Genomic DNA, 24,861 nt, shown 5'->3' on the forward strand with positions numbered 1-24,861 from the left:
ACGGTTACCGGGATAGTGAGTTCTTTTTCATGAAGATCAAGAGCGTCTTTCCCGGCAATCCGTGAAGAACCTTTTTTATTGCCTGCGATTCAATGGCCGACAAAGTACCCTGTGGGAGCGGGCTTGCTCGCGAAAGCAATCTGTCTGACACATTGATCTTGAATGTACTGGCGCCTTCGCGAGCAAGCCCGCTCCCACAGGGATCTGGGTTGCCGGACTTCCTTCGCAAACCATGCCCGAATGTGTCGTAGCTTGGGATAACCACCCAGCCTGGCCTATGCTGCAACCCAACGCTTTCGTTTCCGGTCGATTCCATGGGTCGTGGTTTTCTCTTCATCCTGCTGCTGGTTGTTCTGCCCGCCACGGCGCAGATCTACAAGTACACGGACGCCAACGGCGCCACCGCGTACAGCAATCAACCGCCTGATGGCATCAGCGCCCAACCGGTCGACTTGCCGCCCCTCAACAGCGTCGAACGCCAGCCTTCCGGCGAAGCCGCACCTGCTGCTGAAGCCGCTCACAACGAATTACCCCGCACAACCTATGAAGTGCTGGAGCTGACAGGCCTGCCCAGCACCGAAGCCCTGCGCGCCAACAACGGCACGTTCACCGTAACAGTACTGATCACACCCCGCCTGCAAGGCCCCCACCTGTTGCGCCTGCTGCTGGACAACCAGCCCTACGGCCAGCCAGGCAACCTGCCGACCCTGCAACTGGTGAACATCGATCGCGGCGAACACCGCCTCGCCGTGCAAGTGATCGATGGCGAAAACGTTGTGCAGCAGAGCCCTTCAGTGACATTCACCGTACAGCGGGTGCACAAACCTTGAAGGCCTGGCTACTGATCGCCTGCCTGTTCGCCCAGCCCGCCTCGGCAGAGGTCTTCATGTATGTCGATGCTCAGGGCAACCGGGTTTTCACCGACCAGCCAAAACCCGGCGACGCCCGGCGTGTACCGCTGACAAAGAGCAATCGAATAGCGGCCAACCCCACCAGCGCAGCACCGTTGATCGCCGAAAGCAGTCCTGAAGTACAGGCGCCGTTCCACTATGACATGCTGCGCATCCTGGTCCCGGAACCCGACGCGACCATCCGCAGTAACGTCGGCGAAGTCATCGTCAGCGTCACCAACGAGCCCGGCCTGCAACCCGGTCACCGCTACCGGTTGCTGCTCGACGGCCAGCCCACCGCCGAACCCGGCCTGAGCCCGGTGTTCCCGCTGAGCAACATCGATCGCGGCAGCCATACCCTGTCCGTGGAAATCCTCGACGAACAGGGGCGCATCGTCGAACGCACCGCCAACCAACCTTTCCACATGCAGCGCACGTCTCTCGCCCAGAAGCGCAGGATCAAACCCTGCACTCTCGAAGACTACGGCCAGCGGCCGGAATGCCCGCTCAGCGACAGACCAGGCGAAGAAAAAAATCCTTTCTTGAGACTTTTTTAACCTCGTCCAGGCTTACGCACTATATTGGTGCAATTGTTTGCCCCGTACTCAAACCCCAACCCATTTTGGTTCGAAAGTACCCGCGATAGCTGGCAGAACGCCACGTAAACGAGCGTCAAACGCCTGTTTCAGGCGCTGAACGCTTCTTTTCGGAGCCTTGGTTTGGTTTTTGCATTTTGCCCGTATCTGCATTTTTTTACGCACGCTCTGCCCTAAAAGAGGTCCCGATGACCATTAGCGACGCACTCCACCGTTTGCTACTCGACAACCTCACCACTGCCACCATCCTGCTCGACGCCGAACTGCGCCTCGAGTACATGAACCCGGCGGCGGAGATGCTGCTGGCCATCAGCGGTCAGCGCAGCCATGGGCAGTTCATCAGTGAGTTGTTTACCGAATCGACCGAAGCGCTGAACTCGTTGCGCCAGGCCGTCGAACAGGCGCACCCGTTCACCAAGCGCGAAGCCATGCTCACCGCCCTCACCGGCCAGACCCTGACCGTCGACTACGCGGTAACACCGATTCTGAGCAACGGCGACACGATGCTGCTGCTCGAAGTCCACCCCCGTGACCGCCTGCTGCGGATCACCAAGGAAGAAGCACAGCTGTCGAAACAGGAAACCAGCAAGATGCTGGTGCGCGGCCTTGCCCATGAAATCAAGAACCCCTTGGGCGGGATTCGCGGCGCGGCACAATTGCTGGCCCGGGAACTGCCGGAAGAAAGCCTGCGCGACTACACCAACGTCATCATCGAAGAAGCCGACCGCCTGCGTAATCTGGTGGATCGCATGCTCGGCTCCAACAAACTGCCGTCGCTGGCCATGTGCAATGTCCATGAAGTGCTTGAGCGTGTCTGCCATCTGGTGGAGGCTGAAAGCCAGGGCTGCATCACCTTGGTGCGCGACTACGATCCAAGCATCCCCGACGTCCTGATCGATCGCGAACAAATGATTCAGGCCGTGCTGAACATCGTGCGCAATGCGATGCAGGCCATCAGCAGCCAGAACGAACTGCGCCTGGGGCGTATCAGCCTGCGCACCCGCGCCATGCGCCAGTTCACCATCGGCCACGTGCGCCATCGTCTGGTGACCAAGATCGAAATCATCGACAACGGTCCGGGCATCCCGGCAGAACTTCAGGAAACCATTTTCTTCCCCATGGTCAGCGGTCGTCCGGACGGTACCGGGCTGGGCCTGGCCATTACTCAGAACATCATCAGCCAGCACCAGGGCCTGATCGAATGTGACAGCCACCCCGGCCACACCACCTTCTCGATCTTTCTGCCACTGGAACAAGGAGCCACATCGACATGAGCCGTAGTGAAACCGTGTGGATCGTCGATGACGACCGTTCTATCCGTTGGGTCCTGGAAAAAGCCTTGCAACAGGAAGGCATGACCACGCAAAGTTTCGACAGCGCCGATGGCGTGATGAGCCGTCTGGCGCGCCAGCAGCCGGACGTGATCATTTCCGACATCCGCATGCCCGGCGCCAGCGGTCTGGAGCTTCTGGCGCGGATTCGCGAACAGCACCCGCGGCTGCCAGTGATCATCATGACCGCGCACTCCGATCTGGACAGCGCTGTCGCGTCCTATCAGGGCGGCGCCTTCGAGTACCTGCCCAAGCCGTTCGATGTCGACGAGGCGGTTTCCCTGGTCAAGCGCGCCAACCAGCACGCTCAGGAACAACAAGGCCTGGAAGTTGCCCCGACCCTGACCCGCACCCCGGAAATCATCGGCGAAGCGCCAGCGATGCAGGAAGTGTTTCGCGCCATCGGACGCTTGAGCCACTCCAACATCACCGTGCTGATCAATGGTGAATCAGGTACCGGTAAAGAACTGGTGGCCCACGCGCTGCATCGTCACAGCCCGCGCGCCGCTTCGCCGTTCATTGCGCTGAACATGGCGGCGATCCCCAAGGACCTGATGGAATCCGAACTGTTCGGCCACGAGAAAGGCGCGTTCACGGGCGCGGCCAACCTGCGTCGCGGGCGTTTTGAGCAAGCCGACGGCGGTACGCTGTTCCTCGACGAAATCGGTGACATGCCCGCTGATACACAGACCCGCTTGCTACGGGTACTGGCCGACGGCGAGTTCTACCGCGTCGGCGGTCACGTGCCGGTGAAGGTCGATGTGCGCATCATCGCCGCGACTCACCAGAATCTGGAAACCCTGGTGCATGCCGGGAAATTCCGTGAGGACTTGTTCCATCGCCTCAACGTGATCCGCATCCATATCCCGCGCCTGTCGGATCGCCGCGAAGATATCCCGACCCTGGCCAAGCACTTCCTCGGCCGCGCTGCCCAGGAACTGGCAGTCGAACCGAAGCTGCTGAAAAGCGAAACAGAGGAATACCTGAAGAACTTGCCGTGGCCCGGCAACGTGCGTCAGCTGGAGAACACCTGCCGCTGGATCACGGTGATGGCTTCGGGTCGCGAAGTGCACATCGGCGACCTGCCGCCGGAGCTGCTGAGCCTGCCTCAGGACTCGGCGCCCGTGACCAACTGGGAGCAGGCCCTGCGCCAGTGGGCCGACCAGGCGCTGGCCCGTGGTCAGTCAAGCCTGCTCGACAGCGCCGTACCGGCCTTCGAGCGGATCATGATCGAGACCGCCCTCAAGCACACCGCCGGTCGCCGACGCGATGCCGCCGTCTTGCTGGGTTGGGGACGCAACACCCTGACTCGCAAGATCAAGGAATTGGGGATGAAGGTTGATGGCGGGGATGATGATGATGGGGACGAGGGCTAAACAGTCTTTAGTACTTCACTTATCTTTAGGCCCAATCGCGAGCAAGCTCGCTCCTACAGTGGATTTCCGGTGTTTTCACGATCGTGCAGACACCATCGAACCCTGTGGGAGCGAGCTTGCTCGCAATGCTTTTAGGGCCATCAATGCACCGACTGAATGCACCGTGAACCGCAATCGCGCACAACCGCTGTCCTGAAACTTCGCCATAAAACTCGATACTACCCGCCACCCAAAAACACAAAAGCCCCGGATCTCGGGGCTTTCAGCGCTTCAAAGCGTTTTTTTGTTCCAAACTGTTAAAACCTGGCACGCCCCCTGCAATAACCTTTTCAAGTGAATCAGTTCACCTACCCGGTTTCGGGGACCTTGGTACAGGCAGGCCGGGGATTCCCCTCTTTACATCGGGCTCACACCGCACCCGCGACGAGCCCAGCCGTTTTGGGGCCCTTGATACAGGCAGGTCAGGGGTTCCTTCTTTACACCAGGCTCACACCGCACTCGCGACGAGTCTCCCGTTTCGGGAACCTTGGTACAGGCAGGCCGGGGATTCCCTCTTTTATTGCTCCCGGAGATGGATCTCCAGCCGCCAGCGGTCATCAACCTCACTACCGACCCATTCGCCCCGCAGGGGCCGGGCCGCTACCAGTGTCAGCAACAACCCCCCATCGCTCAAACGTACCCGCCAGTTCACGTCCTTGCCGCCGAGCTTGAGCTGACCTTTCTGCGCCTTGCCCTCGGCGCCAAACAGCAGCGCGACACTGCCGTCCACAATTTCGCCGTGGGTCTTGGGTTCATTGTTGAACCACACCACCAGCCCGTCGTTCGTCACTTCCACCTGCTGCAATTGACTGGGGTCTGGCGTCGTCAGGCGACCGATCATCATCCCGACCATCACCCCGACAATCGCCAGCGAGCCCATTACCCGCAGGAATAGTTTCGAACGCACGCCTTCTGGCGGCGTAGAATGCGCGTCATCTTTGCCTTCGGAGCCGTGCATGTTTCACGTCATCCTTTTCCAACCAGAAATTCCGCCGAATACCGGCAACGTTATCAGGCTATGCGCCAACAGTGGCTGCCACCTGCATTTGATCGAACCGCTGGGCTTCGAGATGGACGACAAGCGCCTGCGCCGGGCCGGCCTCGATTACCACGAGTATGCCACCCTGCAACGCCATGCGGACCTGGCCAGCTGCCTGGAGAGCCTCGGCCATCCACGACTGTTCGCCTTCACCACCAAGGGTTCGCGGCCGTTCCACGATGCCAGCTTCGCTCCGGGCGACGCATTCCTGTTCGGCCCGGAAAGCCGTGGCTTGCCTGCCGAAGTGCTGGATGCCCTGCCCGGCGAGCAACGCCTGCGCCTGCCGATGCGCGAGGGCTGCCGCAGCCTGAATCTGTCCAATACCGTGGCGGTGGCCGTTTACGAAGCCTGGCGCCAGAACGACTTCAAATAACATCCAAAAAAATGTGGGAGCGAGCTTGCTCGCGATGGCGGTGCATCAGTCAACACGGATGTTGAAGCTGGTGACCTCATCGCGAGCAAGCTCGCTCCCACAGTATTGATACGCTTTTACTGAACGGTCGGAGTCTCGCCAGCAGCCTGCATGCGTTGCAGCTCTTGCGCGTACAGCGCATCGAAGTTCACCGGAGCCAGCATCAGTGCCGGGAACGAACCGCGGGTCACCAGGCTATCCAGGGTTTCGCGAGCGTACGGGAACAGGATGTTCGGGCAGAACGCTCCCAGAGTGTGGCTCATCGAAGCGTCATCCAGGTTCTTGATCAGGAAGATCCCGGCTTGTTGCACTTCAGCGATGAACGCCACTTCGTCACCGTTTTTCACGGTAACCGACAGGGTCAGCACGACTTCGTGGAAGTCGGCTTCCAGCGTCTTCTGACGGGTGTTCAGATCCAGAGCGACGCTCGGCTCCCACTGCTGGCGGAAGATCGCCGGGCTTTTCGGAGCTTCGAAGGACAGGTCACGCACATAAATGCGCTGCAAGGAGAATTGCGGTGCAGTTTCTTCTTCGTTCGCAGCAGTGTTCTGTTGGTCAGTCATCGCAGATCCTTCTTGATCCAGGGTTCTTTTAGGTTTGCTTGTTTGGGGTATTGCCGTCAGGCCCTGAGCAACGCGTCGAGCTTGCCGGCACGCTCCAGGGCGAACAGATCATCACAACCGCCCACGTGAGTGCTGCCGATCCAGATTTGCGGCACGGACGTACGCCCGGCCTTCTGGGCCATAGCAGCGCGCACCTGCGGCTTGCCATCGACCTTGATCTCTTCGAAGGCCACACCTTTGTTCTCGAGCAGGTACTTGGCTCGCGAGCAGTAAGGGCAGTAATCGCTGGAATAGACGACGACGCTACTCATATCACTTCACCAGCGGCAGATTGTCGGCTTTCCAGCTGGAGATACCGCCGGACAGCTTGGCGGCGGTGAAGCCGGATTTCATCAATTCGCGGGCGTGGGTGCCAGCGGTCTGACCCATGGCGTCGACCAGGATGATGGTCTTGGCCTTGTGCTTTTCCAGCTCACCTACACGAGCGGTCAGTTTGTCCTGAGGGATGTTCAGCGCGCCGACAATGTGACCGGCGGCGAAATCCTTGGTCGGACGAATGTCGATCACTACGCCTGCGTCCTTGTTGACCAGCCCGGTCAGTTCGCCGGTGCTCAGGCTACGACCGCCGCCCTGCAATTGATAGGCAATCAGCAACGCCAGCAGTACGACGAAAATACCGACGAGAATGTAGTGGTTAGTGGCAAATTGAATCAGGTTAGCAACCATCGAAGGAGGTTCCAGGGCGTTAAAATGTCGGCCAGTATACACAGCCACTATGGTGGGCCAAACCCCGTCCGGCGGTGACGCGGCCGGAACTTCGCTTTAAACTGCCACTCCCTTTTCCATCGCCTCTTTCAATTCAGCCACGAGTGGATTCCATGACTACCACGCCTAAACCTTTGGTCCTGATGATTCTCGACGGCTTCGGTCACAGTGACAGCCCTGAATCCAACGCTATCTTCGCCGCGAAGAAGCCCGTACTGGACCGCCTGTGGGCCACCGTGCCGAACGGCCTGATCTCGGGCAGCGGCATGGACGTCGGCCTGCCGGACGGCCAGATGGGCAACTCCGAAGTCGGCCACATGAACCTGGGCGCCGGCCGCGTGGTGTATCAGGACTTCACTCGCGTCACCAAATCGATCCGTGACGGCGAGTTCTTCGAGAATCCGACCATCTGCGCTGCCGTGGACAAAGCGGTCGCCGCCGGCAAAGCCGTGCACTTCATGGGCCTGCTGTCCGATGGCGGCGTACACAGCCACCAGGATCACCTGGTTGCCATGGCCGAACTGGCCTTCAAGCGCGGCGCTCAAAACATCTACCTGCACGCTTTCCTCGACGGCCGCGACACCCCGCCGAAAAGCGCGCAGTCGTCGATCGAACTGCTCGACGCGACCTTCCAGGCTCTGGGCAAAGGCCGGATCGCCAGCATCATTGGCCGGTACTACGCCATGGACCGCGATAACCGTTGGGACCGCGTGTCCCAGGCCTACAACCTGATTGTCGATGGCCAGGGTGAATTCAATGCCGCCACCGCTCAGGAAGGCCTTCAGGCGGCATACGAGCGTGGCGAGAGCGACGAATTCGTCAAGGCCACCTCCATCGGTGAGCCGGTAAAAGTCGAAGACGGCGATGCCGTTGTGTTCATGAACTTCCGCGCCGACCGTGCCCGCGAGCTGACCCGCGTGTTCGTCGAAGACGACTTCAGTGAGTTCGAGCGTGCCCGCCAGCCGAAACTGGCCGGTTTTGTCATGCTGACCCAATACGCCGCCAGCATTCCTGCGCCGTCGGCTTTCGCGGCCGGCAGCCTGGAAAACGTACTGGGCGACTACCTGGCGAAAAACGGCAAGACCCAGCTGCGCATCGCCGAAACCGAAAAATATGCCCACGTGACCTTCTTCTTCTCCGGCGGCCGCGAAGAACCGTTCCCGGGCGAAGAACGCATCCTGATTCCGTCACCGAAAGTCGCTACCTATGACTTGCAGCCGGAAATGAGCGCACCGGAAGTCACCGACCGCATCGTCGACGCCATCGAAAACCAGCGCTTCGACGTGATCGTGGTCAACTACGCCAACGGCGACATGGTTGGCCACAGCGGCGTGTTCGAAGCGGCGGTCAAGGCCGTTGAATGCCTGGACCGATGCGTTGGTCGCATCGTCGATGCCCTGGAAAAAGTCGGCGGCGAAGCCTTGATCACGGCTGACCACGGTAACGTCGAGCAAATGTCCGATGAAGCCACTGGCCAGGCGCACACTGCGCACACCACCGAGCCAGTACCGTTCATCTATGTCGGCAAGCGCGACCTGAAGGTGCGTGAAGGCGGCGTCCTGGCGGACGTGGCGCCGACCATGCTGAAGTTGCTGGGCCTCGAGCAGCCCAAGGAAATGACCGGGACTTCGATTCTGGTGTAACCGGGATATCCCGAACACCGCAAAATCCTGTGGGAGCGAGCTTGCTCGCGATAGCAATCTGACAGCCAACATCTATGTTGAATGATCGGACGCCATCGCGAGCAAGCTCGCTCCCACAGTGGTTTATGGAGTTTTCGAAATGGAATTCAGTCTGTCGCTCGCTCCAGTTATCACACAGTCAGAAATGGGCATTTTTTTTGCCGCCCATGGCGGGCATACTAGGCCGTCCCTTTCCCTGGTGCCGCCCGCCCCTATGCTTCGCGTCCTGATAGCCCTAGCTCTGACATGCCTGCTCCAACCGGCCTTTGCTGACGAGCGCGCAGAAACCCAACAACAGTTGGACGCCACGCGTCAGGACATTGCCGAGCTGAAGAAGCTGCTGGGCAAGTTGCAGGAAGAAAAGTCCGGTGTGCAGAAAGAGCTCAAGGGCACCGAAACCGAAATGGGCAAGCTCGAGAAGCAGGTCGAAGCCCTGCAAAAAGAGCTGAAGAAAAGCGAAGCCGAGCTACAGCGACTCGATGCAGAGAAAAAAAAACTCCAGAGCGCGCGCATTGAACAGCAACGACTGATCGCCATTCAGGCCCGGGCGGCCTACCAGAACGGTCGCCAGGAATACCTCAAGCTGCTGCTCAACCAGCAAAATCCTGAAAGATTTGCCCGTACCCTCACCTATTACGATTACCTGAGCCAGGCTCGCCTGGAGCAGTTGAAGAGTTTCAACGAAACCCTGCGCCAGCTGTCCAATGTCGAGAAAGACATCGCCATGCAGCAGGCACAACTGCTGGTGCAGCAAAGCAGCCTCGACACTCAGCGTGATGAGCTCGAGAAAGTCCGCAAGGAACGCCAGCAAGTCCTGGCCAAGCTCAATGACGATGTAAAGGCCCGCGATCAGAAACTGGCGGCGCGCGAGCAGGATCAGGCAGACCTGTCTAAAGTCCTTAAAACCATTGAAGAAACTCTGGCACGCCAGGCCCGTGAGGCAGAAGAAGCGCGACAAAAAGCGCTGATTGCCCAGCAGGAAGCCGAAAAAAAGCGTTTACGTGAGGCCCAGGCGCAGGCAGATGCCAGCGACGATGCCCCACGCAAACCGGTCAGATCAACTCCCGGCGCACTGGTTTCCAGTTCCGGCGAAACCTTTGGCGGTCCGTTTGCGTCAACCCGCGGCAAACTTCCCTGGCCTGTCGATGGTCGACTGCTGGCGCGCTACGGTGAAAGCCGAGGCGACGATGCCCGGACCAAATGGGATGGCGTAATGATCGGCGCGTCTGCCGGCAGTGCGGTGCGTGCCGTACATGGTGGTCGCGTGGTGTTCGCCGACTGGTTGCGCGGTGCCGGGCTGCTGGTGATCCTCGACCACGGCAATGGTTATTTGAGTCTGTACGGTCACAACCAGACGCTGCTCAAGTCTGCCGGTGACGTTGTAAAAGCCGGCGAGCCTATTTCCACTGTCGGTAACAGTGGCGGGCAGGACACACCAGCGCTGTATTTCGCAATTCGTCAGCAGGGTCACCCGAGTGACCCTGCGCAATGGTGCCACGCGCAAGGATAGGCGTAGAGTCACCTACATTAGGAGTTCGTTCGACATGCTGCATTTGTCCCGCCTTACCTCGCTGGCCCTGACGATCGCCCTGGTGATCGGCGCGCCTCTGGCGTTTGCCGCTCAACCAGCGCCGGTGGTTGCGCCTGCGGGCACTGCCGCGACCACCAAGGCGCCGCTGCCGCTGGATGAGTTGCGCACCTTTGCCGAGGTGATGGACCGGATCAAGGCCGCTTATGTCGAACCGGTGGACGACAAGACCCTGCTGGAAAACGCCATCAAGGGCATGCTCAGCAACCTCGATCCGCATTCCGCCTACCTGGGCCCTGAAGATTTCGCCGAGCTGCAGGAAAGCACCAGCGGTGAATTCGGCGGCTTGGGCATTGAAGTCGGCGCCGAAGACGGCTTCATCAAGGTGGTGTCGCCCATTGACGATACCCCGGCCTCCAAGGCCGGCATTCAGGCCGGCGACTTCATCGTCAAGATCGACGGCCAGCCGACTCGCGGCCAGAGCATGACCGAAGCCGTGGACAAGATGCGCGGCAAGATCGGCCAGAAAATCACCCTGACTCTGGTGCGCGATGGCGGCACGCCGTTCGACGTGACCCTGACCCGCGCCGTCATCCAGGTCAAGAGCGTGAAGAGCCAGTTGCTGGAATCTGGCTACGGCTACATCCGCATCACCCAGTTCCAGGTCAAGACCGGTGAAGAGGTTTCCAAGGCACTGGCCAAGCTGCGCAAAGACAACGGCAAGAAGCTCAAGGGCATCATTCTCGACCTGCGCAACAATCCGGGCGGGGTGTTGCAGGCGGCGGTGGAAGTGGTCGACCACTTCATCACCAAGGGCCTGATCGTTTACACCAAGGGTCGTATCGCCAACTCCGAGCTGCGTTTCTCTGCCACCGGCAAGGACGAAAGCGAAGCCGTGCCAATGGTCGTGTTGATCAACGGCGGTAGCGCCTCGGCTTCGGAAATTGTCGCCGGCGCCCTGCAGGACCAGAAACGCGCCGTGCTGATGGGCACCACCAGCTTCGGCAAGGGCTCGGTGCAAACCGTGCTGCCACTGAACAACGATCGCGCACTCAAGATCACCACGGCGTTGTATTACACGCCGAACGGCCGCTCCATCCAGGCCCAGGGTATCGTGCCGGACATCGAAGTACGCAAGGCCAAGATCACCAGCGAGCAGGACAGCGATTACTTCAAGGAAGCGGACTTGCAGGGTCACCTGGGCAACGGCAACGGCGGCGCCGACAAACCGACCGGTTCCAGCGGCAAAGCCAAGCCGATGCCGCAGGACGATGACTACCAACTGGCCCAGGCCCTGAGCCTGCTCAAAGGGCTGAGCATCACCTCCGGCCGTTGAGATGTTTCTGCGGTTGCTGATCGGTCTGTTGTGTTGTCTGGCGGGTGTTGCTCAAGCAGAACCCGCCGGATCGACGTCCCACAAAGCCTACCTGAGCCTGATCATCGATGACCTGGGGCAGAACCTGCCCCGGGATCGCCGCGTGCTGGCCCTGCCAGGCCCGGTGACTGCGGCGATCATGCCCGATACACCCCACGCCACCGAATTCGCCCGCGAAGCCCATCGCGCCGGCAAGATCGTCATTCTGCACATGCCCATGGATCCGGCCACCGGACCGTTCGCCTGGCATCCCGAACTGCCCGTCGATGAGCTGGAAAAACGCCTGAACGCCGCGTTCAAAATGGTCCCGTACACCAGCGGCATCAACAACCACATGGGCAGCCGCATGACCGCACAACCAACGGCCATGGCCTGGCTGATGGAAGCCTTGCAGCGACGGCACAAGTTCTTCGTCGACAGCCGCACCAGCGCCCAGACCGTAGCCGCTGCCCAAGCGCAGAAGATCGGTTTGGCGAGCGTTTCACGGGATGTGTTCCTCGACGATGAGCGTACCGAAGCAGCGATTTTGACCCAGTTGCAGACCGCGATCAGCCTCGCGCACAAGCAGGGTTCGGCGGTGATGATCGGGCATCCGTATCCACAGACGCTGGCGGTACTGGAACGCGAACTACCCAAGCTCAAGGCTCAGGGGATCGAGTGGATCGATATCCGGCAGATGATCAGTGCGCGCGGTAACAGGGCGACGGCGGCGCATGGGAAGGATGGGGTGTACCGCTAGCATCTACACCGCAGCCCCCTGTGGGAGCGAGCTTGCTCGCGATAGCGCCATTAAATTCAACATCTCTATCGACTGGCAGACCATCATCGCGAGCAAGCTCGCTCCCACAGTGGTCCGGGCATGGCTAAAGGGTTGGTATTGAATCCTACAGATACTGCGCCATTATCTCGTCCACCCGACCTTCCTTGCGCATCTGATCCAGCGCCGCCTGGAGCTTGGCAACCGTCTCGTCCGGCACGTCCTTGTTCAGTGCCAGGTACAGTTCGGCACTGTTGAAGCGCAATACGGTTTTCAACCCGTTAACCCCTTCCTGGCGCGCCAGATAGCGCCCGGCCGGGTCACCAGTAGCCCACAGGTCGATCTGCCCGTTGACCAGTTTTTTCGCGTTGTCCTGGTCGCGCAGTACAACAATCGGATTGAGTCCCTGCTTGGCCAGCGTCTCGGCAATGGCGTCGCCCTTGTAGGCGCCGATCTTGTATTTGCGCGCGTCATTCAAGGTTTCGAGGGTGATCTTGCTGTCAGCCTTGGCCAGCATGATCCAGTCGTCCGGGCCAATCGGGCCGACCCATTTGAAGAGTTTTTCGCGATCGGGCAGGCGCGCCATGACGAATACGCCGTAACCGGGTTTTTCCAGGGTGAGTTTGTAGATTCGCTCCCAAGGGAAACGCAGCGTCAGGCTGTAGGTAATATCGGCGCGCTTGAATATCTCGCGGACAATATCGGTGGCGATGCCATCGATGTTCTCGTCCTGAGCGAAGTTCTTGCCGTTCTTCGCCATGTTGTACGGCGGGAAGTTTTCCGTCAGCAACACCAGGTCGGTATCGGAGCTATCTTTAGCGTTTGCTCCATTGATCAACAACAGAGAAGCGCTGGCAAGGACGAGAAGAAAGCGTTTAAGCATGTCTGGCTACCGAAATCCATGGCGTACCCAAGAGTGCCTTGGGTACGCCATGGTGTCCACTGGCCTGTACCGGTTTGTTTAACGCATCACGATTCCGCGATGGGCCATATAGGCCTTGGCTTCCTGCACGGTGTATTCGCCGAAGTGGAAAATACTCGCCGCCAGTACCGCGCTGGCGTGGCCTTCGATAATGCCGTCAGCCAGGTGTTGCAGGTTACCGACACCGCCGGAGGCGATCACCGGAATGCCCAGCGCATCACTGATGGCGCGGGTGACGCCCAGGTCAAAGCCGTTTTTCATGCCGTCCTGATCCATGCTGGTCAGCAGGATTTCGCCGGCGCCCAGGCCTTCCATTTTCTTCGCCCACTCAACCGCATCGAGACCGGTTGGTTTGCGACCGCCATGGGTGAAGATTTCCCAGCGCGGGGTTTCGCCCGGTCCGGAAACCTTCTTCGCATCGATAGCCACCACGATGCATTGCGATCCGAAATGCTGCGCGGCTTCGCCGACAAATTCCGGGTTGAACACTGCGGCGGTGTTTATCGAGACCTTGTCCGCGCCGGCATTGAGCAGGTTGCGGATATCCTGCACGGTGCGCACGCCGCCGCCCACGGTCAGCGGGATGAACACCTGGCTGGCCATGCGCTCGACGGTGTGCAGCGTGGTGTCGCGGCCATCGACGCTGGCGGTGATGTCGAGAAAGGTAATCTCGTCGGCGCCCTGCTCGTCGTAGCGACGAGCAATTTCCACCGGATCACCGGCGTCGCGGATGTTTTCGAATTTCACACCCTTGACCACCCGGCCGTTATCCACGTCCAGGCAAGGGATGATGCGTTTGGCCAGCGCCATGGTCAGTCCTCAGCCTTTATACGAATCGCAGAAAGCTTGCGCTTGAGCGACATCGAGGGTGCCTTCGTAGATCGCACGGCCTGTGATCGCACCGATGATGCCTGGCGCCTTGGCGTCGAGCAGGGTCTTGATGTCACCCAGGTTATGGATGCCGCCGGAAGCGATCACCGGGATCTTTGTTGCAGCAGCCAGTGCCGCGGTGAACGGTACGTTGCAGCCCTGCATCATGCCGTCTTTGGCGATGTCGGTATAAACGATCGAAGACACACCGTCGGCTTCAAACTGCTTGGCCAGATCGATCACCTGGATGGTGCTGATTTCAGCCCAGCCGTCAGTGGCGACAAAACCGTCTTTGGCATCCAGACCCACGATGATTTTGCCCGGGAACGCGCGGCAGGCTTCTGCAACAAAGGCCGGATCTTTCACGGCCTTGGTGCCAATAATCACGTAGCTAACGCCCGCTTTTACGTAGTGTTCGATGGTTTCCAGGGAGCGGATACCGCCGCCGATCTGGATCGGCAGGTTCGGATAACGCTTGGCGATAGCAGTGACCACTTCGCCGTTGACCGGCTGGCCTTCGAAGGCGCCGTTCAGGTCGACCAGATGCAGACGACGGCAACCGCCCTCCACCCACTTGGCAGCCATGCTCACCGGGTCATCGGAGAACACCGTGGAATCTTCCATGCGGCCTTGGCGCAGACGAACACAGGCACCGTCTTTAAGATCGATAGCGGGAATAATCAGCATCTGGCAAACCTTCAAATTCGAATGTTCAGCTTGGCTCGGAAATCAGTTTTTCTCGAGCGCCCACAGGTCGCTTTCGATGCTTTCGAACCTCTCTTTGAGGTGCGCCTGCACATCGAAAATCGCCCTGTTGTAATAGTGCGGAGCAATTTCACGGGTAAACAGCTCAAGAATCTCCGCCGCCTCGAACGAGCCGAGGTCAAGTTCGAAGCGGTCTTCCATGAAACGCTTGATCTTGCTGGTGGCTTCGTTCTCCTGCTCAGGGGTGAGCGTGAGAATCGGCGGCCTGGATTTCTTGACGGCCATTTACCAGCGACCGTCCCACGCAGCGAAGTTCTGCAGCAACTGCAGGCCATGGGTATGGCTTTTCTCCGGGTGGAACTGCACGGCGAAACGTGAGCCTTCGGCCAGCGCCGCGGCGAAATCAACACCGTAGTGACCGCCACCCACCACCTGCCGCGCGTTGGCGGCAGCGATGTAGTAGCTGTGCACGAAGTAGAACCGCGCCAGGTCCGGAATGTCGTGCCACAGCGGGTGACTGACCTTCTGCTTCACTTCGTTCCAGCCCATGTGCGGGACTTTCAGGTGTTCCCCGTCTTCATGCAGGTCTTTGCCGAAGAACTTGACCGCGCCCGGGAACAGGCCGATGCAGTCGACACCATCGTTCTCTTCGCTGGTGTCGAGCAAGGCTTGCATGCCCACGCAGATGCCAAGGAACGGACGGTCCTGGCTGACTTCGCGCACCAGCGAATCGAAGCCGAGGCGACGGATCTCCGCCATGCAATCGCGAATCGCGCCAACGCCGGGGAAAACCACCCGGTCGGCTTCGCGAATCACGTTGGCATCACTGGTGATCAGCACCTTGCCAGCACCGACGTGCTCTAGGGCCTTGGCCACCGAGTGCAGGTTGCCCATGCCGTAATCGATAACCGCGACTGTCTGCATTACAGGACGCCCTTGGTCGATGGCATTTGCCCGGCCATGCGGTCATCGAGCTCGACGGCCATGCGCAGAGCGCGGCCGAAAGCCTTGAACACGGTTTCGATCTGGTGGTGGGTGTTGGTGCCACGCAGGTTGTCGATGTGCAGGCTGACCAATGCATGGTTGACGAAGCCCTGGAAGAATTCCTGGAACAGGTCAACGTCGAAGCCGCCGACAGTGGCGCGGGTGTACGGAACATGCATCTGCAGGCCTGGACGGCCGGAGAAGTCGATCACAACCCGCGACAGCGCTTCATCGAGCGGCACGTAGGCGTGGCCGTAGCGACGGATGCCTTTTTTGTCGCCAATGGCTTTGGCAAACGCCTGGCCGAGGGTGATACCGACGTCTTCCACCGTGTGGTGGTCATCGATATGCAGGTCGCCCTTGCTGACAATATCCAGGTCGATCAGCCCGTGACGGGCGATCTGGTCCAGCATGTGCTCAAGGAAAGGAACACCGATATCGAATCGGGCCTTTCCGGTGCCATCGAGGTTGATCGAGGCTTTGATCTGGGTTTCCAGAGTGTCGCGCTCGACAGACGCCTTACGTTCGGCCATCACCAGCTCCGCAAAATCATTGGGCGAAAAAGGCAACCATTATAGGGGCGCGGGCGCCAAACAGAAACACGAGAGGTGATATCGCTGACGGAATGAATCCGGGGGTGTCGGCGATGTACATGTCCATACAAGGCATTTGGCACACCACAAAACAAAATGTGGGAGCGGGCTTGCTCGCGAAGGCAGTGTTTCAGGCAACTTTAAGTCGACTGGCACTGCTCCTTCGCCAGCAAGCCCGCTCCCACAAGGGTGATGCGTTTTACTTAGTGAAACAGCACCGCCGTCTTCTGTAAGGTCACCCAAACACCCCACGCCAGCGGAATGCCCACCACCAGCCACGCCGCAATCGCCAGCGGTTTGGTGCCCGGCGCGGCTTTCCACTCCAGCACGGTGCTGCTGTCAGCGCCTTTGTCATGACCAAGCGCCTGCTCGGCGGCCAGTTCGGCGTCGGTCATGAAGTACTTGTCCGCCACCGGACGCACCAGCAGGTTGCACAGGAAACCCAGCACCAGCAGGCCAGCAAGGATGTACAGGGTGATGTCGTAAGCCGCTGCACGCTCGACGCCGATGCTCAGCTGATACTCACGCAGATAGTTCACCAGCACCGGACCCAACACGCCCGCCGCCGCCCACGCTGTCAACAGACGACCGTGAATCGCACCGACCATTTGCGTACCGAACAGGTCCGCCAGATACGCCGGAACAGTCGCGAAGCCACCGCCATACATCGACAGGATGATGCAGAACGCCGCCACGAAGAGCGCGATGCTGCCCAGGTGACCCAGGTTCGGAATCAGTCCGTACAGGGCAAAGCCCAGGGCGAAGAACACGAAATAAGTGTTTTTGCGGCCCAGGTAATCCGAGAACGAAGCCCAGAAGAAGCGCCCGCCGATATTGAACAGGCTGAGCAAACCGGTGAAGCCGGCAGCAATGGCGGCGATCGAAGCCAGTTGCGAAGCGTCGAGTTGACCGAACGCCAGGTCATTGCCCAGCAACTTGCCAGCGAACACTTCCTGCAACAGCGGCGACGCCATACCGAGGATGCCGATACCAGCCGATACGTTCAGGCACAGCACCAGCCACACCAGACGGAACTGCGGCGTCTTCCAGGCCACATTCACGTGAACATGACGATGAGTGATCATCGCGTTCGAGGCTTTTTTCGCCGGGGCCGTCCAGCCTTCCGGCTTCCAGCCGGTTGGTGGAACGCGGTAGGACAGTGCGCCACCGATCATGAACACGAAGTAGATCGCAGCCATCACCAGGAAGCTCTGCCAGACGCCGACGCTGGTTGGCGAGGCGAAATGCCCCATCAGTGCCGCCGCCAGCGGGGCGCCGACCATTGCGCCGCCGCCGAAGCCCATGATCGCCATGCCGGTCGCCATTCCACGCTTGTCCGGGAACCATTTGATCAGGGTCGACACCGGCGAAATGTAGCCCAGGCCCAGGCCGATACCGCCAATGACCCCGGAGCCGATCCACATCAGCCAGATTTGGTGGGTATACACCCCCAGCGCCGAAATCAGCAGGCCGCCACACCAGCACAGTGCCGATACGACACCGGCCTTTCGCGGTCCGGCATGCTCCAGCCAGCCACCCCAGATGGCGGCCGAGCAACCCAGGAAGATGAAGAACAGGGTGTAGATCCAGCCGAGCATCGAGATCGGCCAGTCACACTGGGACGAAAAGACTTGTGCGATAAAACTCATGTCCGGTGCGCAGGCCACTGGAGCGGAGATGCCCAGCGCCTTGGACAGCGGCAACCAGAACACCGAAAAACCGTAGGCCATGCCGATGCACAAGTGGATGGCCAACGCGGCCGGTGGCACCAGCCAACGGTTGAAACCGGGCTTGGCGATGATCCGCTCCTTGGACAGGAACGCAGGCTGGTCGGCGCTGAAGCCGTCCGCCGTGATGCTCGTGGTCATTGTGTATCCCCCAATTATTTGTATGGTTCGCCAGCCACAGTTCGCTCCCAGCCTTTATGCACGCAGGCATGACCGTTTTTTGTAGAGCACCTTGTTGTGCGACAACAGGTCGCAGAAGGACGGACGGACGGGCAAAGGTTACCATTTGCAAGTAACAGAAAAACCAAACTGACATCACCTTTTGTACGTCATCTGATCTCTATCGCTTCATGACCTCACAGGAACCACCATGCCGATCATTGTCGAGCCGCTGAACCAAGCCACTGCCCAGGATCGGCAGGATCTGCAGAAGATCTACTGCGACGCCCCGGACTGGTTGTTCGCCCCTTTTTCCGGGGCCGCGCAGTTGATCGAAGACTGTTTGCGCGACGGCACACTGATTGCCGGACGCTTCAACGATCGCCTGCTGGGCGCGGCCCGGTTGCAAAGGCACCAAGACGCCTGGCACTTGTCCCAAATATGTGTTCGAAAAATTACCCGTCGCCGCGGTGTTGCCGAGCGACTGGTTGCCGAAGCCCAGAAAATGGCCGCGCAATCGGGCATGCCCCTGCGCTTGCTGGCGCCTGCCGGGCATCTGGAGGCTCAAGCGCTGGCCGCCAAGCTGAAACTGCCACTGGATGTGCTGCCGGCGTGATCACTGACCGGTCGTCTGTTCGGGGGCGCTATACTCCTCGGCTAAATTTTGAATTCGACTAATTACAAGGACTCGCCCATGAAAGCGTTCGGCAAAATCCTGGGTCTGGTACTTCTCGGGCTGTTGCTGATCATTGTGGCGCTGGGCTTTGCCCTGACCCACCTCTTCGATCCCAACGACTACAAAGATGAGATCCGCCAGATTGCCCGCGACAAGGCCCACATAGAGCTGACGCTCAATGGCGATATCGGCTGGAGCCTGTTCCCGTGGCTGGGCCTGGAACTGCACGACGCCAGTGTCGCGACCATGGTCAAACCGACCGAACCGTACGCCGATTTGCAGATGCTCGGCCTGTCGGTGCGCGTACTGCCACTGCTACGCCGTGAGGTGCAGATGAGCGACGTGCGCGTCGAAGGCCTGAACCTGCGCCTGAACCGCGACAAGGATGGCCACGGCAACTGGGAGGACATCGGCAAGGTACCTGCAACGGCCAAGACCGACGCGACCAGCACCCCGCCAACCGCTACCGAACCTGCGCCCGAAACCAGCGTCGTGGCGGAAAAGCCGCCGCAGCCAATCCGGCTGGACATCGACAGCCTGACCGTGAACAACGCACGAGTTGAATACACCGACGAACGAACCGGCAAGAGCTTCAGCGCCGAAAGTATTCAGCTGAGCACCGGCGCGGTTCACGATTCCGTCAACATTCCGCTCAAACTCACGGCTTTCCTGTCTGCCAACCAGCCAGCACTGCGGGTTCGTACCGAGCTCAACGGTGAGGTGCGCATCGCACGGGCACTGCAGCGTTATCAGCTCGAAGACATGAAGTTGTCCGGTGAAGTGACCGGCGACCCGCTGCAAGGCAAGACCATGACGTTCTCCGCCCAGGGCCAGTTGGTGCTGGACAAGGCCGCCAACGTTGCCGAGTGGACCGGTATCAAGATCTCCGCCAACCAACTGCGGGCACTGGGTGAACTGAAGGTCAACGACCTCGACAAGACCCCACAAGTCAGTGGCGGCATCTCGATCGCCCAGTTCGACCTGGCGAAGTTCGTCGAAAGCATCGGCCAGAAACTCCCCGCCATGGCCGAAGGCAGCCTGAGCAAGGTCGAACTGGTTAGCCGTCTGGCAGCGACACCCACCAGCCTGGCGCTCGACAACATCAACCTGAAAGTCGACGACAGCACTTTCAGCGGCCGCATTGCCGTCGAGGATTTCGCCAAGCAATCGCTTCGCGCAGTACTCAAGGCCGACACCTTCAACGTCGACCGCTACCTGCCGCCAAAATCCGCCGAGGCCAGTAGCGCGACACAAGTGCGCCAGGCCGAAGTCGCCAGCACCGAAGCCGATGCCATGGCCGGCGCCGGCAGTACTCCGTTGCCACCCGCGCCGACCAAGGACGCCTGGAGCAGCGACCGCCTGTTGCCCGTGGAACGCTTGAGCAAGCTCGATGTGGACGCCGACCTGACCTTTGGCCAGTTGACCCTGCAAAAGTTGCCGATTCATAACGCTGCGCTCAAGGCCACCGGCCAGGGTGGCCTGCTGACATTGGCCAACCTGCGCGGCGATCTGTACGAGGGCAACTTCGAAACCACCGGCACGCTCGATGTGCGCCAGCCAGTGCCGGCGCTGAACCTGCAGACGAAGATCAGCCGGGTACCGGCGGAAAAAATCCTCGAAAGCCAGGGCAAGAACCCGCCCGTCAAAGGCCTGATCACGCTCAACAGCAGCCTGACTGGCAGCGGCAACAGCCAGAAAGCGTTGATCGAGACCCTCAACGGCAATGCCAGTTTCGTCATCAACAATGGCGTACTGCTCAACGCCAACCTTGAGCAACAGCTGTGCAAAGGCATCGCCACGCTCAACCGCAAAACCCTCAGCGGCGAGCCGCGGGGCAAGGACACACCCTTCCAGGAGCTCAAGGGCAACCTGACCTTCCGTAACGGCGTGGCCAGCAACCCGGACCTGAAAGTGCGCATCCCGGGCATGACCGTCAACGGTGACGGTGACATCGATCTGCGAGTGTTGGGCATGGACTACCGCGTCGGCATCATCGTCGAAGGCGATACCAGCGCCATGCCGGACCCTGCTTGCCAGGTGGGCGACCAGTTTGTCGGCATCGAGTGGCCGCTTCGCTGCCGCGGCCCGCTGGAGTTGGGCGCCAAGGCTTGCCGTTTGGATAATGAGCGCATGGGCCAGGTCGCGGCCAAACAGGCTGGCGACAGGATCAGCGAAAAAATCGAGGAGAAATGGGGCGACAAAGTCGACCCGAAACTGAAAGACGCGCTCAAGGAAATGTTCAAGCGATGAGAGCCGAGCAGTTTTCAACGGCGGTGCTGGACTGGTTCGACCGCCACGGCCGTCACGACTTGCCCTGGCAGCAGGACATTAACCCGTATCGGGTGTGGGTCTCGGAAATCATGTTGCAGCAGACCCAGGTCAGCACCGTGCTGAATTATTTCGACCGCTTCATGGCCTCGCTGCCGACAGTCCAGGCGCTGGCATCCGCGCCGGAAGACGAAGTGCTGCACCTGTGGACGGGCCTTGGTTACTACACCCGCGCGCGCAATTTGCAGAAGACCGCGAAGATCGTCGTCGAGCAGTACGGCGGCGAATTTCCCCGGGACGTGGAAAAACTCACTGATCTGCCGGGGATCGGCCTGTCCACCGCCGGCGCCATTGCCAGCATCAGCATGGGCCTGCGCGCGCCGATCCTCGACGGCAACGTCAAACGGGTGCTGGCGCGCTTTACTGCGCAAGAGGGCTACCCTGGCGAGCCGAAGGTCGCCAAACAGCTCTGGGCCAACGCTGAGCGCCTTACGCCGCAGACCCGCGTCAACGCCTACACCCAAGCGATGATGGACCTGGGGGCGACGCTATGCACCCGCAGCAAACCGAGTTGCCTGCTGTGCCCGCTGGAAAAGGGCTGCGAGGCGCACATGCTCGGCCTGGAAACCCGCTACCCGATCCCCAAGCCGCGCAAAGCCATCCCGCAGAAGCGCACGCTGATGCCGATGCTCGCCAACGCCGAAGGCGCGATCCTGCTTTACCGTCGCCCGTCCACGGGCCTGTGGGGCGGTTTGTGGAGCCTGCCGGAACTCGACGACCTCGATGACCTGCCGCACCTGGCATCGCAGCACTCGCTGGAACTGGGCACACAACGGGCATTGCCAAGCCTGGTGCACACCTTCAGCCATTTTCAGTTATCCATCGAACCCTGGCTGGTTCAGGTCCAGGAGAGCGGCCATCACGTGGCCGAGGCTGACTGGCTCTGGTATAACCTCGCCACCCCGCCGCGCCTGGGCCTTGCCGCCCCGGTCAAAACCTTGCTCGAACGCGCGGCTGCCGTATTGAACGCAGGAGAGTCGTCATGACCCGCACCATCATGTGCCGCAAGTACAAAGAAGAATTGCCAGGCCTGGAGCGCGCCCCCTTCCCGGGCGCCAAAGGCCAGGACATTTTTGACCACGTCTCGGCCAAGGCCTGGGCCGACTGGCAAAAGCACCAGACCCTGCTGATCAACGAAAAACGCTTGAACATGATGAACGCCGAAGATCGCAAATATCTTCAGGGCGAGATGGACAAGTACTTCTCCGGCGAGGATTACGCCAAGGCCGAGGGCTACGTGCCGCCGTCGGAATAACCCCGATTTATCGGGGGTCGGAACGTAAGCGACGGTAATAATTAAAATTTTTTTGAAAACTTGCTTGACGACCCCCTGAAAAACCCGTTTAATGCGCCCCGTTGCCCAGATAGCTCAGTCGGTAGAGCAGGGGATTGAAAATCCCCGTGTCGGCGGTTCGATTCCGTCTCTGGGCACCAAAATACCGAAAAACCCCAAACGAAGATGATTCCTTGGGGTTTTTTATTGCCTGCGATTTAATGGCCGCCGGACCATTTCCGGACCAGGCCCCTTAACACTTTCCTCGACCCATCATCCCAGCCTTTCCCACACCCTCCTCTCAAAAAAACAGCTTTCGAGATTCTTGAAGCTATCGCCGAGAACTCGCCCAAGCCACCTCCAGCGACGCCGACTCGGCCGCCTGGTTCGAAACACAGCTGGCAGGGGCTAGCAGCCTGAAGCTACCGCCCTGATCGCCTGAGTGATGGCAGTTTGACGCCATCGTTTTGCCCTGTAAACTGCCGGTCAGTCCTGCCTTCTTTTGCGTAAAAGGAATTTGCAAATGCCAACCCTGGGCGAAATCCGCGTCAATCCTACAACTGGCTATCATTCCGAGCCCTCCCTCACGGCTCTGAAGGATGGTGGTTACATCGTGGCGTGGAGCGATCAGGGAACAAGCACCACCGATTACATCTACACCCAGCGCTATAACGCCAGTGGCGTGAAGATAGGCGGGCCAGCCCTCGTCAACCACGTTACGAACAGCGCACAGGAAGATCCCACCATTACCGCATTGACCAACGGTGGCTACGTGGTCGCCTGGCAGTCGGATACTTTCGACGATATGTCGGACATCGCAGTCCAGATCTACAACGCCAATGGTGTCAAGGTTGGAAGTGAGTCAGTTGTCAACACAACCAGAAGCGGCATGCAAGACAGTGCGGAGATCACCGCGCTCAAGGACGGCGGCTTTGTGGTGTCCTGGGCTTCGTACGGTCAGGACGGCAGCGGCTGGGGCGGCTACCTGCAGCGCTATAACGCCAGCGGGGCAAAGGTAGGTGTAGAAACACGCGTCTCTACCACCACTCAGTACGACCAGGATGGCCCTACCGTCACCGGCCTTGCCGATGGCGGCATCATGGTGGTTTGGGAAGGTAACGGAACAGGCGATGCATCCGGCATCTTCGGTCAGCGGTTCAAGGCCGACGGCAGCAAATCGGGCGGAGAAGTCCGCATCAATACCAGGGTGGCCGACGATCAGACAGACCCCGTCGTCAAGGTTCTGAGTAACGGTAACTATGTCGTCACCTGGCAGTCAGCTCCCGACGATGGCGATGGCAACGACGAAACCGATGCCCCTGGCGACGTCTACGCGCAGCTTTTCAATGCCGCTGGCGTAAAAGTGGGTGCAGAAACCCGGGTGAATACCACCACCCCAGGCAATCAGGAAGAGCCTAACGTTACTGCGTTGACGGATGGCGGTTATCTGGTGACCTGGGCAGGCCAAGGCACCGGTGATGTAAATGGCATCTTCGCTCAACTATTCAATGCCAGCGGCGTCAAGGTGGGTACCGAAACCCGCATCAACACCGTCACCACTGGCAATCAATTGTTCGCCCAAGTGACTACATTGGCCGATGGCGGCTATGTGGTTGCCTGGGAATCCAGTGTGGCCAATGGGCAAGTTGACGTTTATACCCAGCGTTTTGACGCGAACGGCAACAAGGTTTCCAGCCTGACAGGCGATGCCTTGGCCAACACCCTGACCTGGACCAGCGCCGGCAGCGTGATTATCGACGGCGGCGCGGGCAACGACACACTTACAGGTGGCCCCGCCAATGATCATCTGAACGGCGGTGTCGGCAATGACTCGCTCAATGGTGCAGCCGGTGCAGACCGTCTGATCGGCGGCGATGGCTCCGACCGCTACTACGTCGACAATGCCGGCGATATCGTCAGCGAAACCAATGCCACGGCCAGCACCGGCGGCATCGATAGCGTCTACAGCTTCCTTGGGGCCTACACCCTGGGTGACAACGTCGAGAACCTGCGCCTGCTGGCAACCGGCAATGCCAATGGCACCGGTAACAGCCTCAACAACGTCATCGACGCCGGGGCCGGCAACAACATCCTCAATGGCGGCGCCGGTATCGACACCTTGTCCTATGCCTATGCCACTGCTGCGGTCACGGTCAACCTGGGGCTGACCACCGCACAAGCCACCGGTGGTTCTGGTTCCGACACCCTGTTGAACTTCGAAAACCTCACGGGCAGCAACTATCACGACAAGCTGACCGGCAATGCGCTTGC

At 59.9% G+C, this 24,861-nt stretch carries 25 protein-coding genes and 1 tRNA gene; 15 read left to right on the plus strand and 11 right to left on the minus strand.

Annotated features, from left to right (window positions below):
- Nucleotides 1–314: 314 nt before the first annotated feature.
- From AC3WTM_RS28780 to ntrC, 4 genes are all read left to right on the plus strand, one after another.
- The gene (locus AC3WTM_RS28780) at nucleotides 315–830 is read left to right on the plus strand and encodes a DUF4124 domain-containing protein (protein ID WP_102672688.1); all 516 of its coding nucleotides are present in this window, start codon (nucleotides 315–317) and stop codon (nucleotides 828–830) included.
- Nucleotides 827–1,447, plus strand: coding sequence for a DUF4124 domain-containing protein (locus AC3WTM_RS28785; protein WP_102672689.1), 621 nt, complete (start codon nucleotides 827–829; stop codon nucleotides 1,445–1,447). The genes AC3WTM_RS28780 and AC3WTM_RS28785 overlap by 4 nt, the downstream gene beginning before the upstream one ends.
- Before the next feature lie 227 nt (nucleotides 1,448–1,674).
- Entirely contained in the window at nucleotides 1,675–2,760 is a 1,086-nt protein-coding gene (glnL, locus tag AC3WTM_RS28790) for a nitrogen regulation protein NR(II) (RefSeq protein WP_057712404.1), read from the plus strand.
- Complete coding sequence (gene ntrC / locus AC3WTM_RS28795) at nucleotides 2,757–4,193, plus strand: nitrogen regulation protein NR(I) (RefSeq protein ID WP_102672690.1); 1,437 nt, start codon at nucleotides 2,757–2,759, stop codon at nucleotides 4,191–4,193. The genes glnL and ntrC overlap by 4 nt, the downstream gene beginning before the upstream one ends.
- 556 nt (nucleotides 4,194–4,749) lie before the next feature.
- Here ntrC and AC3WTM_RS28800 read toward each other — a convergent pair.
- Complete coding sequence (locus AC3WTM_RS28800; protein ID WP_057712405.1) at nucleotides 4,750–5,190, minus strand: hypothetical protein; 441 nt, start codon at nucleotides 5,188–5,190, stop codon at nucleotides 4,750–4,752.
- Between AC3WTM_RS28800 and trmL the strand changes: the two genes are divergently transcribed.
- Nucleotides 5,189–5,644 carry a tRNA (uridine(34)/cytosine(34)/5-carboxymethylaminomethyluridine(34)-2'-O)-methyltransferase TrmL gene (gene trmL / locus AC3WTM_RS28805; RefSeq protein ID WP_090452600.1) on the plus strand — a complete coding sequence of 152 codons (456 nt, stop codon included), beginning with the start codon at nucleotides 5,189–5,191 and terminating at the stop codon, nucleotides 5,642–5,644. The genes AC3WTM_RS28800 and trmL overlap by 2 nt on opposite strands.
- A 116-nt stretch (nucleotides 5,645–5,760) precedes the next feature.
- On the opposite strand, the gene secB is transcribed toward trmL, so the two are convergent.
- The 3 genes from secB to AC3WTM_RS28820 are packed head-to-tail and all read right to left on the minus strand — an operon-like array spanning nucleotide 5,761 to nucleotide 6,972.
- Nucleotides 5,761–6,246 carry a protein-export chaperone SecB gene (gene secB, locus AC3WTM_RS28810; RefSeq protein ID WP_057397192.1) on the minus strand — a complete coding sequence of 162 codons (486 nt, stop codon included), beginning with the start codon at nucleotides 6,244–6,246 and terminating at the stop codon, nucleotides 5,761–5,763.
- A 56-nt stretch (nucleotides 6,247–6,302) separates the two neighbouring features.
- Complete coding sequence (gene grxC, locus AC3WTM_RS28815; RefSeq protein ID WP_008047737.1) at nucleotides 6,303–6,557, minus strand: glutaredoxin 3; 255 nt, start codon at nucleotides 6,555–6,557, stop codon at nucleotides 6,303–6,305.
- 1 nt (nucleotide 6,558) lies between these two features.
- Entirely contained in the window at nucleotides 6,559–6,972 is a 414-nt protein-coding gene (locus AC3WTM_RS28820; protein ID WP_102672691.1) for a rhodanese-like domain-containing protein, read from the minus strand.
- 152 nt (nucleotides 6,973–7,124) lie between these two features.
- On the opposite strand from AC3WTM_RS28820, the gene gpmI reads away from it, so the two are divergent.
- From gpmI to AC3WTM_RS28840, 4 genes are all read left to right on the plus strand, one after another.
- Complete coding sequence (gene gpmI, locus AC3WTM_RS28825) at nucleotides 7,125–8,654, plus strand: 2,3-bisphosphoglycerate-independent phosphoglycerate mutase (RefSeq protein WP_102672692.1); 1,530 nt, start codon at nucleotides 7,125–7,127, stop codon at nucleotides 8,652–8,654.
- Nucleotides 8,655–8,907: 253 nt separating this feature from the next.
- Nucleotides 8,908–10,203 carry a murein hydrolase activator EnvC family protein gene (locus AC3WTM_RS28830; protein ID WP_102672693.1) on the plus strand — a complete coding sequence of 432 codons (1,296 nt, stop codon included), beginning with the start codon at nucleotides 8,908–8,910 and terminating at the stop codon, nucleotides 10,201–10,203.
- Between the two features lie 34 nt (nucleotides 10,204–10,237).
- Nucleotides 10,238–11,557 (plus strand): S41 family peptidase, encoded by a 1,320-nt coding sequence (locus AC3WTM_RS28835; RefSeq protein ID WP_102672694.1) that lies wholly within the window; start codon nucleotides 10,238–10,240, stop codon nucleotides 11,555–11,557.
- Between the two features lies 1 nt (nucleotide 11,558).
- Nucleotides 11,559–12,335 carry a divergent polysaccharide deacetylase family protein gene (locus AC3WTM_RS28840; protein WP_102672695.1) on the plus strand — a complete coding sequence of 259 codons (777 nt, stop codon included), beginning with the start codon at nucleotides 11,559–11,561 and terminating at the stop codon, nucleotides 12,333–12,335.
- Between the two features lie 145 nt (nucleotides 12,336–12,480).
- Here the strand turns inward: AC3WTM_RS28840 and AC3WTM_RS28845 are convergent, their stop codons facing one another.
- From AC3WTM_RS28845 to AC3WTM_RS28875, 7 genes are all read right to left on the minus strand, one after another.
- Entirely contained in the window at nucleotides 12,481–13,236 is a 756-nt protein-coding gene (locus tag AC3WTM_RS28845; protein WP_102672696.1) for a substrate-binding periplasmic protein, read from the minus strand.
- Between the two features lie 78 nt (nucleotides 13,237–13,314).
- Nucleotides 13,315–14,085 (minus strand): imidazole glycerol phosphate synthase subunit HisF, encoded by a 771-nt coding sequence (hisF, locus tag AC3WTM_RS28850; RefSeq protein ID WP_007972752.1) that lies wholly within the window; start codon nucleotides 14,083–14,085, stop codon nucleotides 13,315–13,317.
- A gap of 9 nt (nucleotides 14,086–14,094) precedes the next feature.
- Complete coding sequence (gene hisA / locus AC3WTM_RS28855) at nucleotides 14,095–14,832, minus strand: 1-(5-phosphoribosyl)-5-[(5-phosphoribosylamino)methylideneamino]imidazole-4-carboxamide isomerase (RefSeq protein ID WP_095942302.1); 738 nt, start codon at nucleotides 14,830–14,832, stop codon at nucleotides 14,095–14,097.
- A gap of 42 nt (nucleotides 14,833–14,874) precedes the next feature.
- Nucleotides 14,875–15,135 (minus strand): DUF2164 domain-containing protein, encoded by a 261-nt coding sequence (locus AC3WTM_RS28860; protein ID WP_102672697.1) that lies wholly within the window; start codon nucleotides 15,133–15,135, stop codon nucleotides 14,875–14,877.
- Nucleotides 15,136–15,774: an imidazole glycerol phosphate synthase subunit HisH gene (gene hisH, locus AC3WTM_RS28865; RefSeq protein WP_057712412.1), complete on the minus strand. Its 639-nt coding sequence runs from the start codon at nucleotides 15,772–15,774 to the stop codon at nucleotides 15,136–15,138.
- On the minus strand, nucleotides 15,774–16,367 hold the full coding sequence (hisB, locus tag AC3WTM_RS28870) for an imidazoleglycerol-phosphate dehydratase HisB (protein ID WP_003218037.1): 594 nt from the start codon (nucleotides 16,365–16,367) through the stop codon (nucleotides 15,774–15,776). Before hisB ends, hisH begins: the two co-directional genes overlap by 1 nt.
- A 263-nt stretch (nucleotides 16,368–16,630) precedes the next feature.
- The gene (locus tag AC3WTM_RS28875; protein WP_102672698.1) at nucleotides 16,631–18,295 is read right to left on the minus strand and encodes an OFA family MFS transporter; all 1,665 of its coding nucleotides are present in this window, start codon (nucleotides 18,293–18,295) and stop codon (nucleotides 16,631–16,633) included.
- A 229-nt stretch (nucleotides 18,296–18,524) separates the two neighbouring features.
- Here AC3WTM_RS28875 and AC3WTM_RS28880 point away from each other — a divergent pair, with 229 nt between their 5' ends.
- The 6 genes from AC3WTM_RS28880 to AC3WTM_RS28905 form a co-directional block, all read left to right on the plus strand.
- Nucleotides 18,525–18,929, plus strand: coding sequence for an acetyl-CoA sensor PanZ family protein (locus AC3WTM_RS28880; protein ID WP_057712414.1), 405 nt, complete (start codon nucleotides 18,525–18,527; stop codon nucleotides 18,927–18,929).
- Nucleotides 18,930–19,007: 78 nt separating this feature from the next.
- Nucleotides 19,008–21,239, plus strand: a complete 2,232-nt coding sequence (locus tag AC3WTM_RS28885; RefSeq protein ID WP_102672699.1) for an AsmA family protein — start codon at nucleotides 19,008–19,010, stop codon at nucleotides 21,237–21,239.
- Nucleotides 21,236–22,303 carry an A/G-specific adenine glycosylase gene (gene mutY / locus AC3WTM_RS28890; protein ID WP_102672700.1) on the plus strand — a complete coding sequence of 356 codons (1,068 nt, stop codon included), beginning with the start codon at nucleotides 21,236–21,238 and terminating at the stop codon, nucleotides 22,301–22,303. The genes AC3WTM_RS28885 and mutY overlap by 4 nt, the downstream gene beginning before the upstream one ends.
- On the plus strand, nucleotides 22,300–22,572 hold the full coding sequence (locus tag AC3WTM_RS28895) for an oxidative damage protection protein (RefSeq protein WP_007972770.1): 273 nt from the start codon (nucleotides 22,300–22,302) through the stop codon (nucleotides 22,570–22,572). Before mutY ends, AC3WTM_RS28895 begins: the two co-directional genes overlap by 4 nt.
- A gap of 103 nt (nucleotides 22,573–22,675) precedes the next feature.
- A tRNA-Phe gene (locus tag AC3WTM_RS28900) sits at nucleotides 22,676–22,751 on the plus strand.
- A 362-nt stretch (nucleotides 22,752–23,113) separates the two neighbouring features.
- Nucleotides 23,114–24,861: calcium-binding protein (locus AC3WTM_RS28905; protein ID WP_492587677.1), on the plus strand; the 1,748-nt coding region annotated here is incomplete at its 3' end.

This window comes from Pseudomonas sp. EU05-FHT14B02, assembly GCF_058791055.1.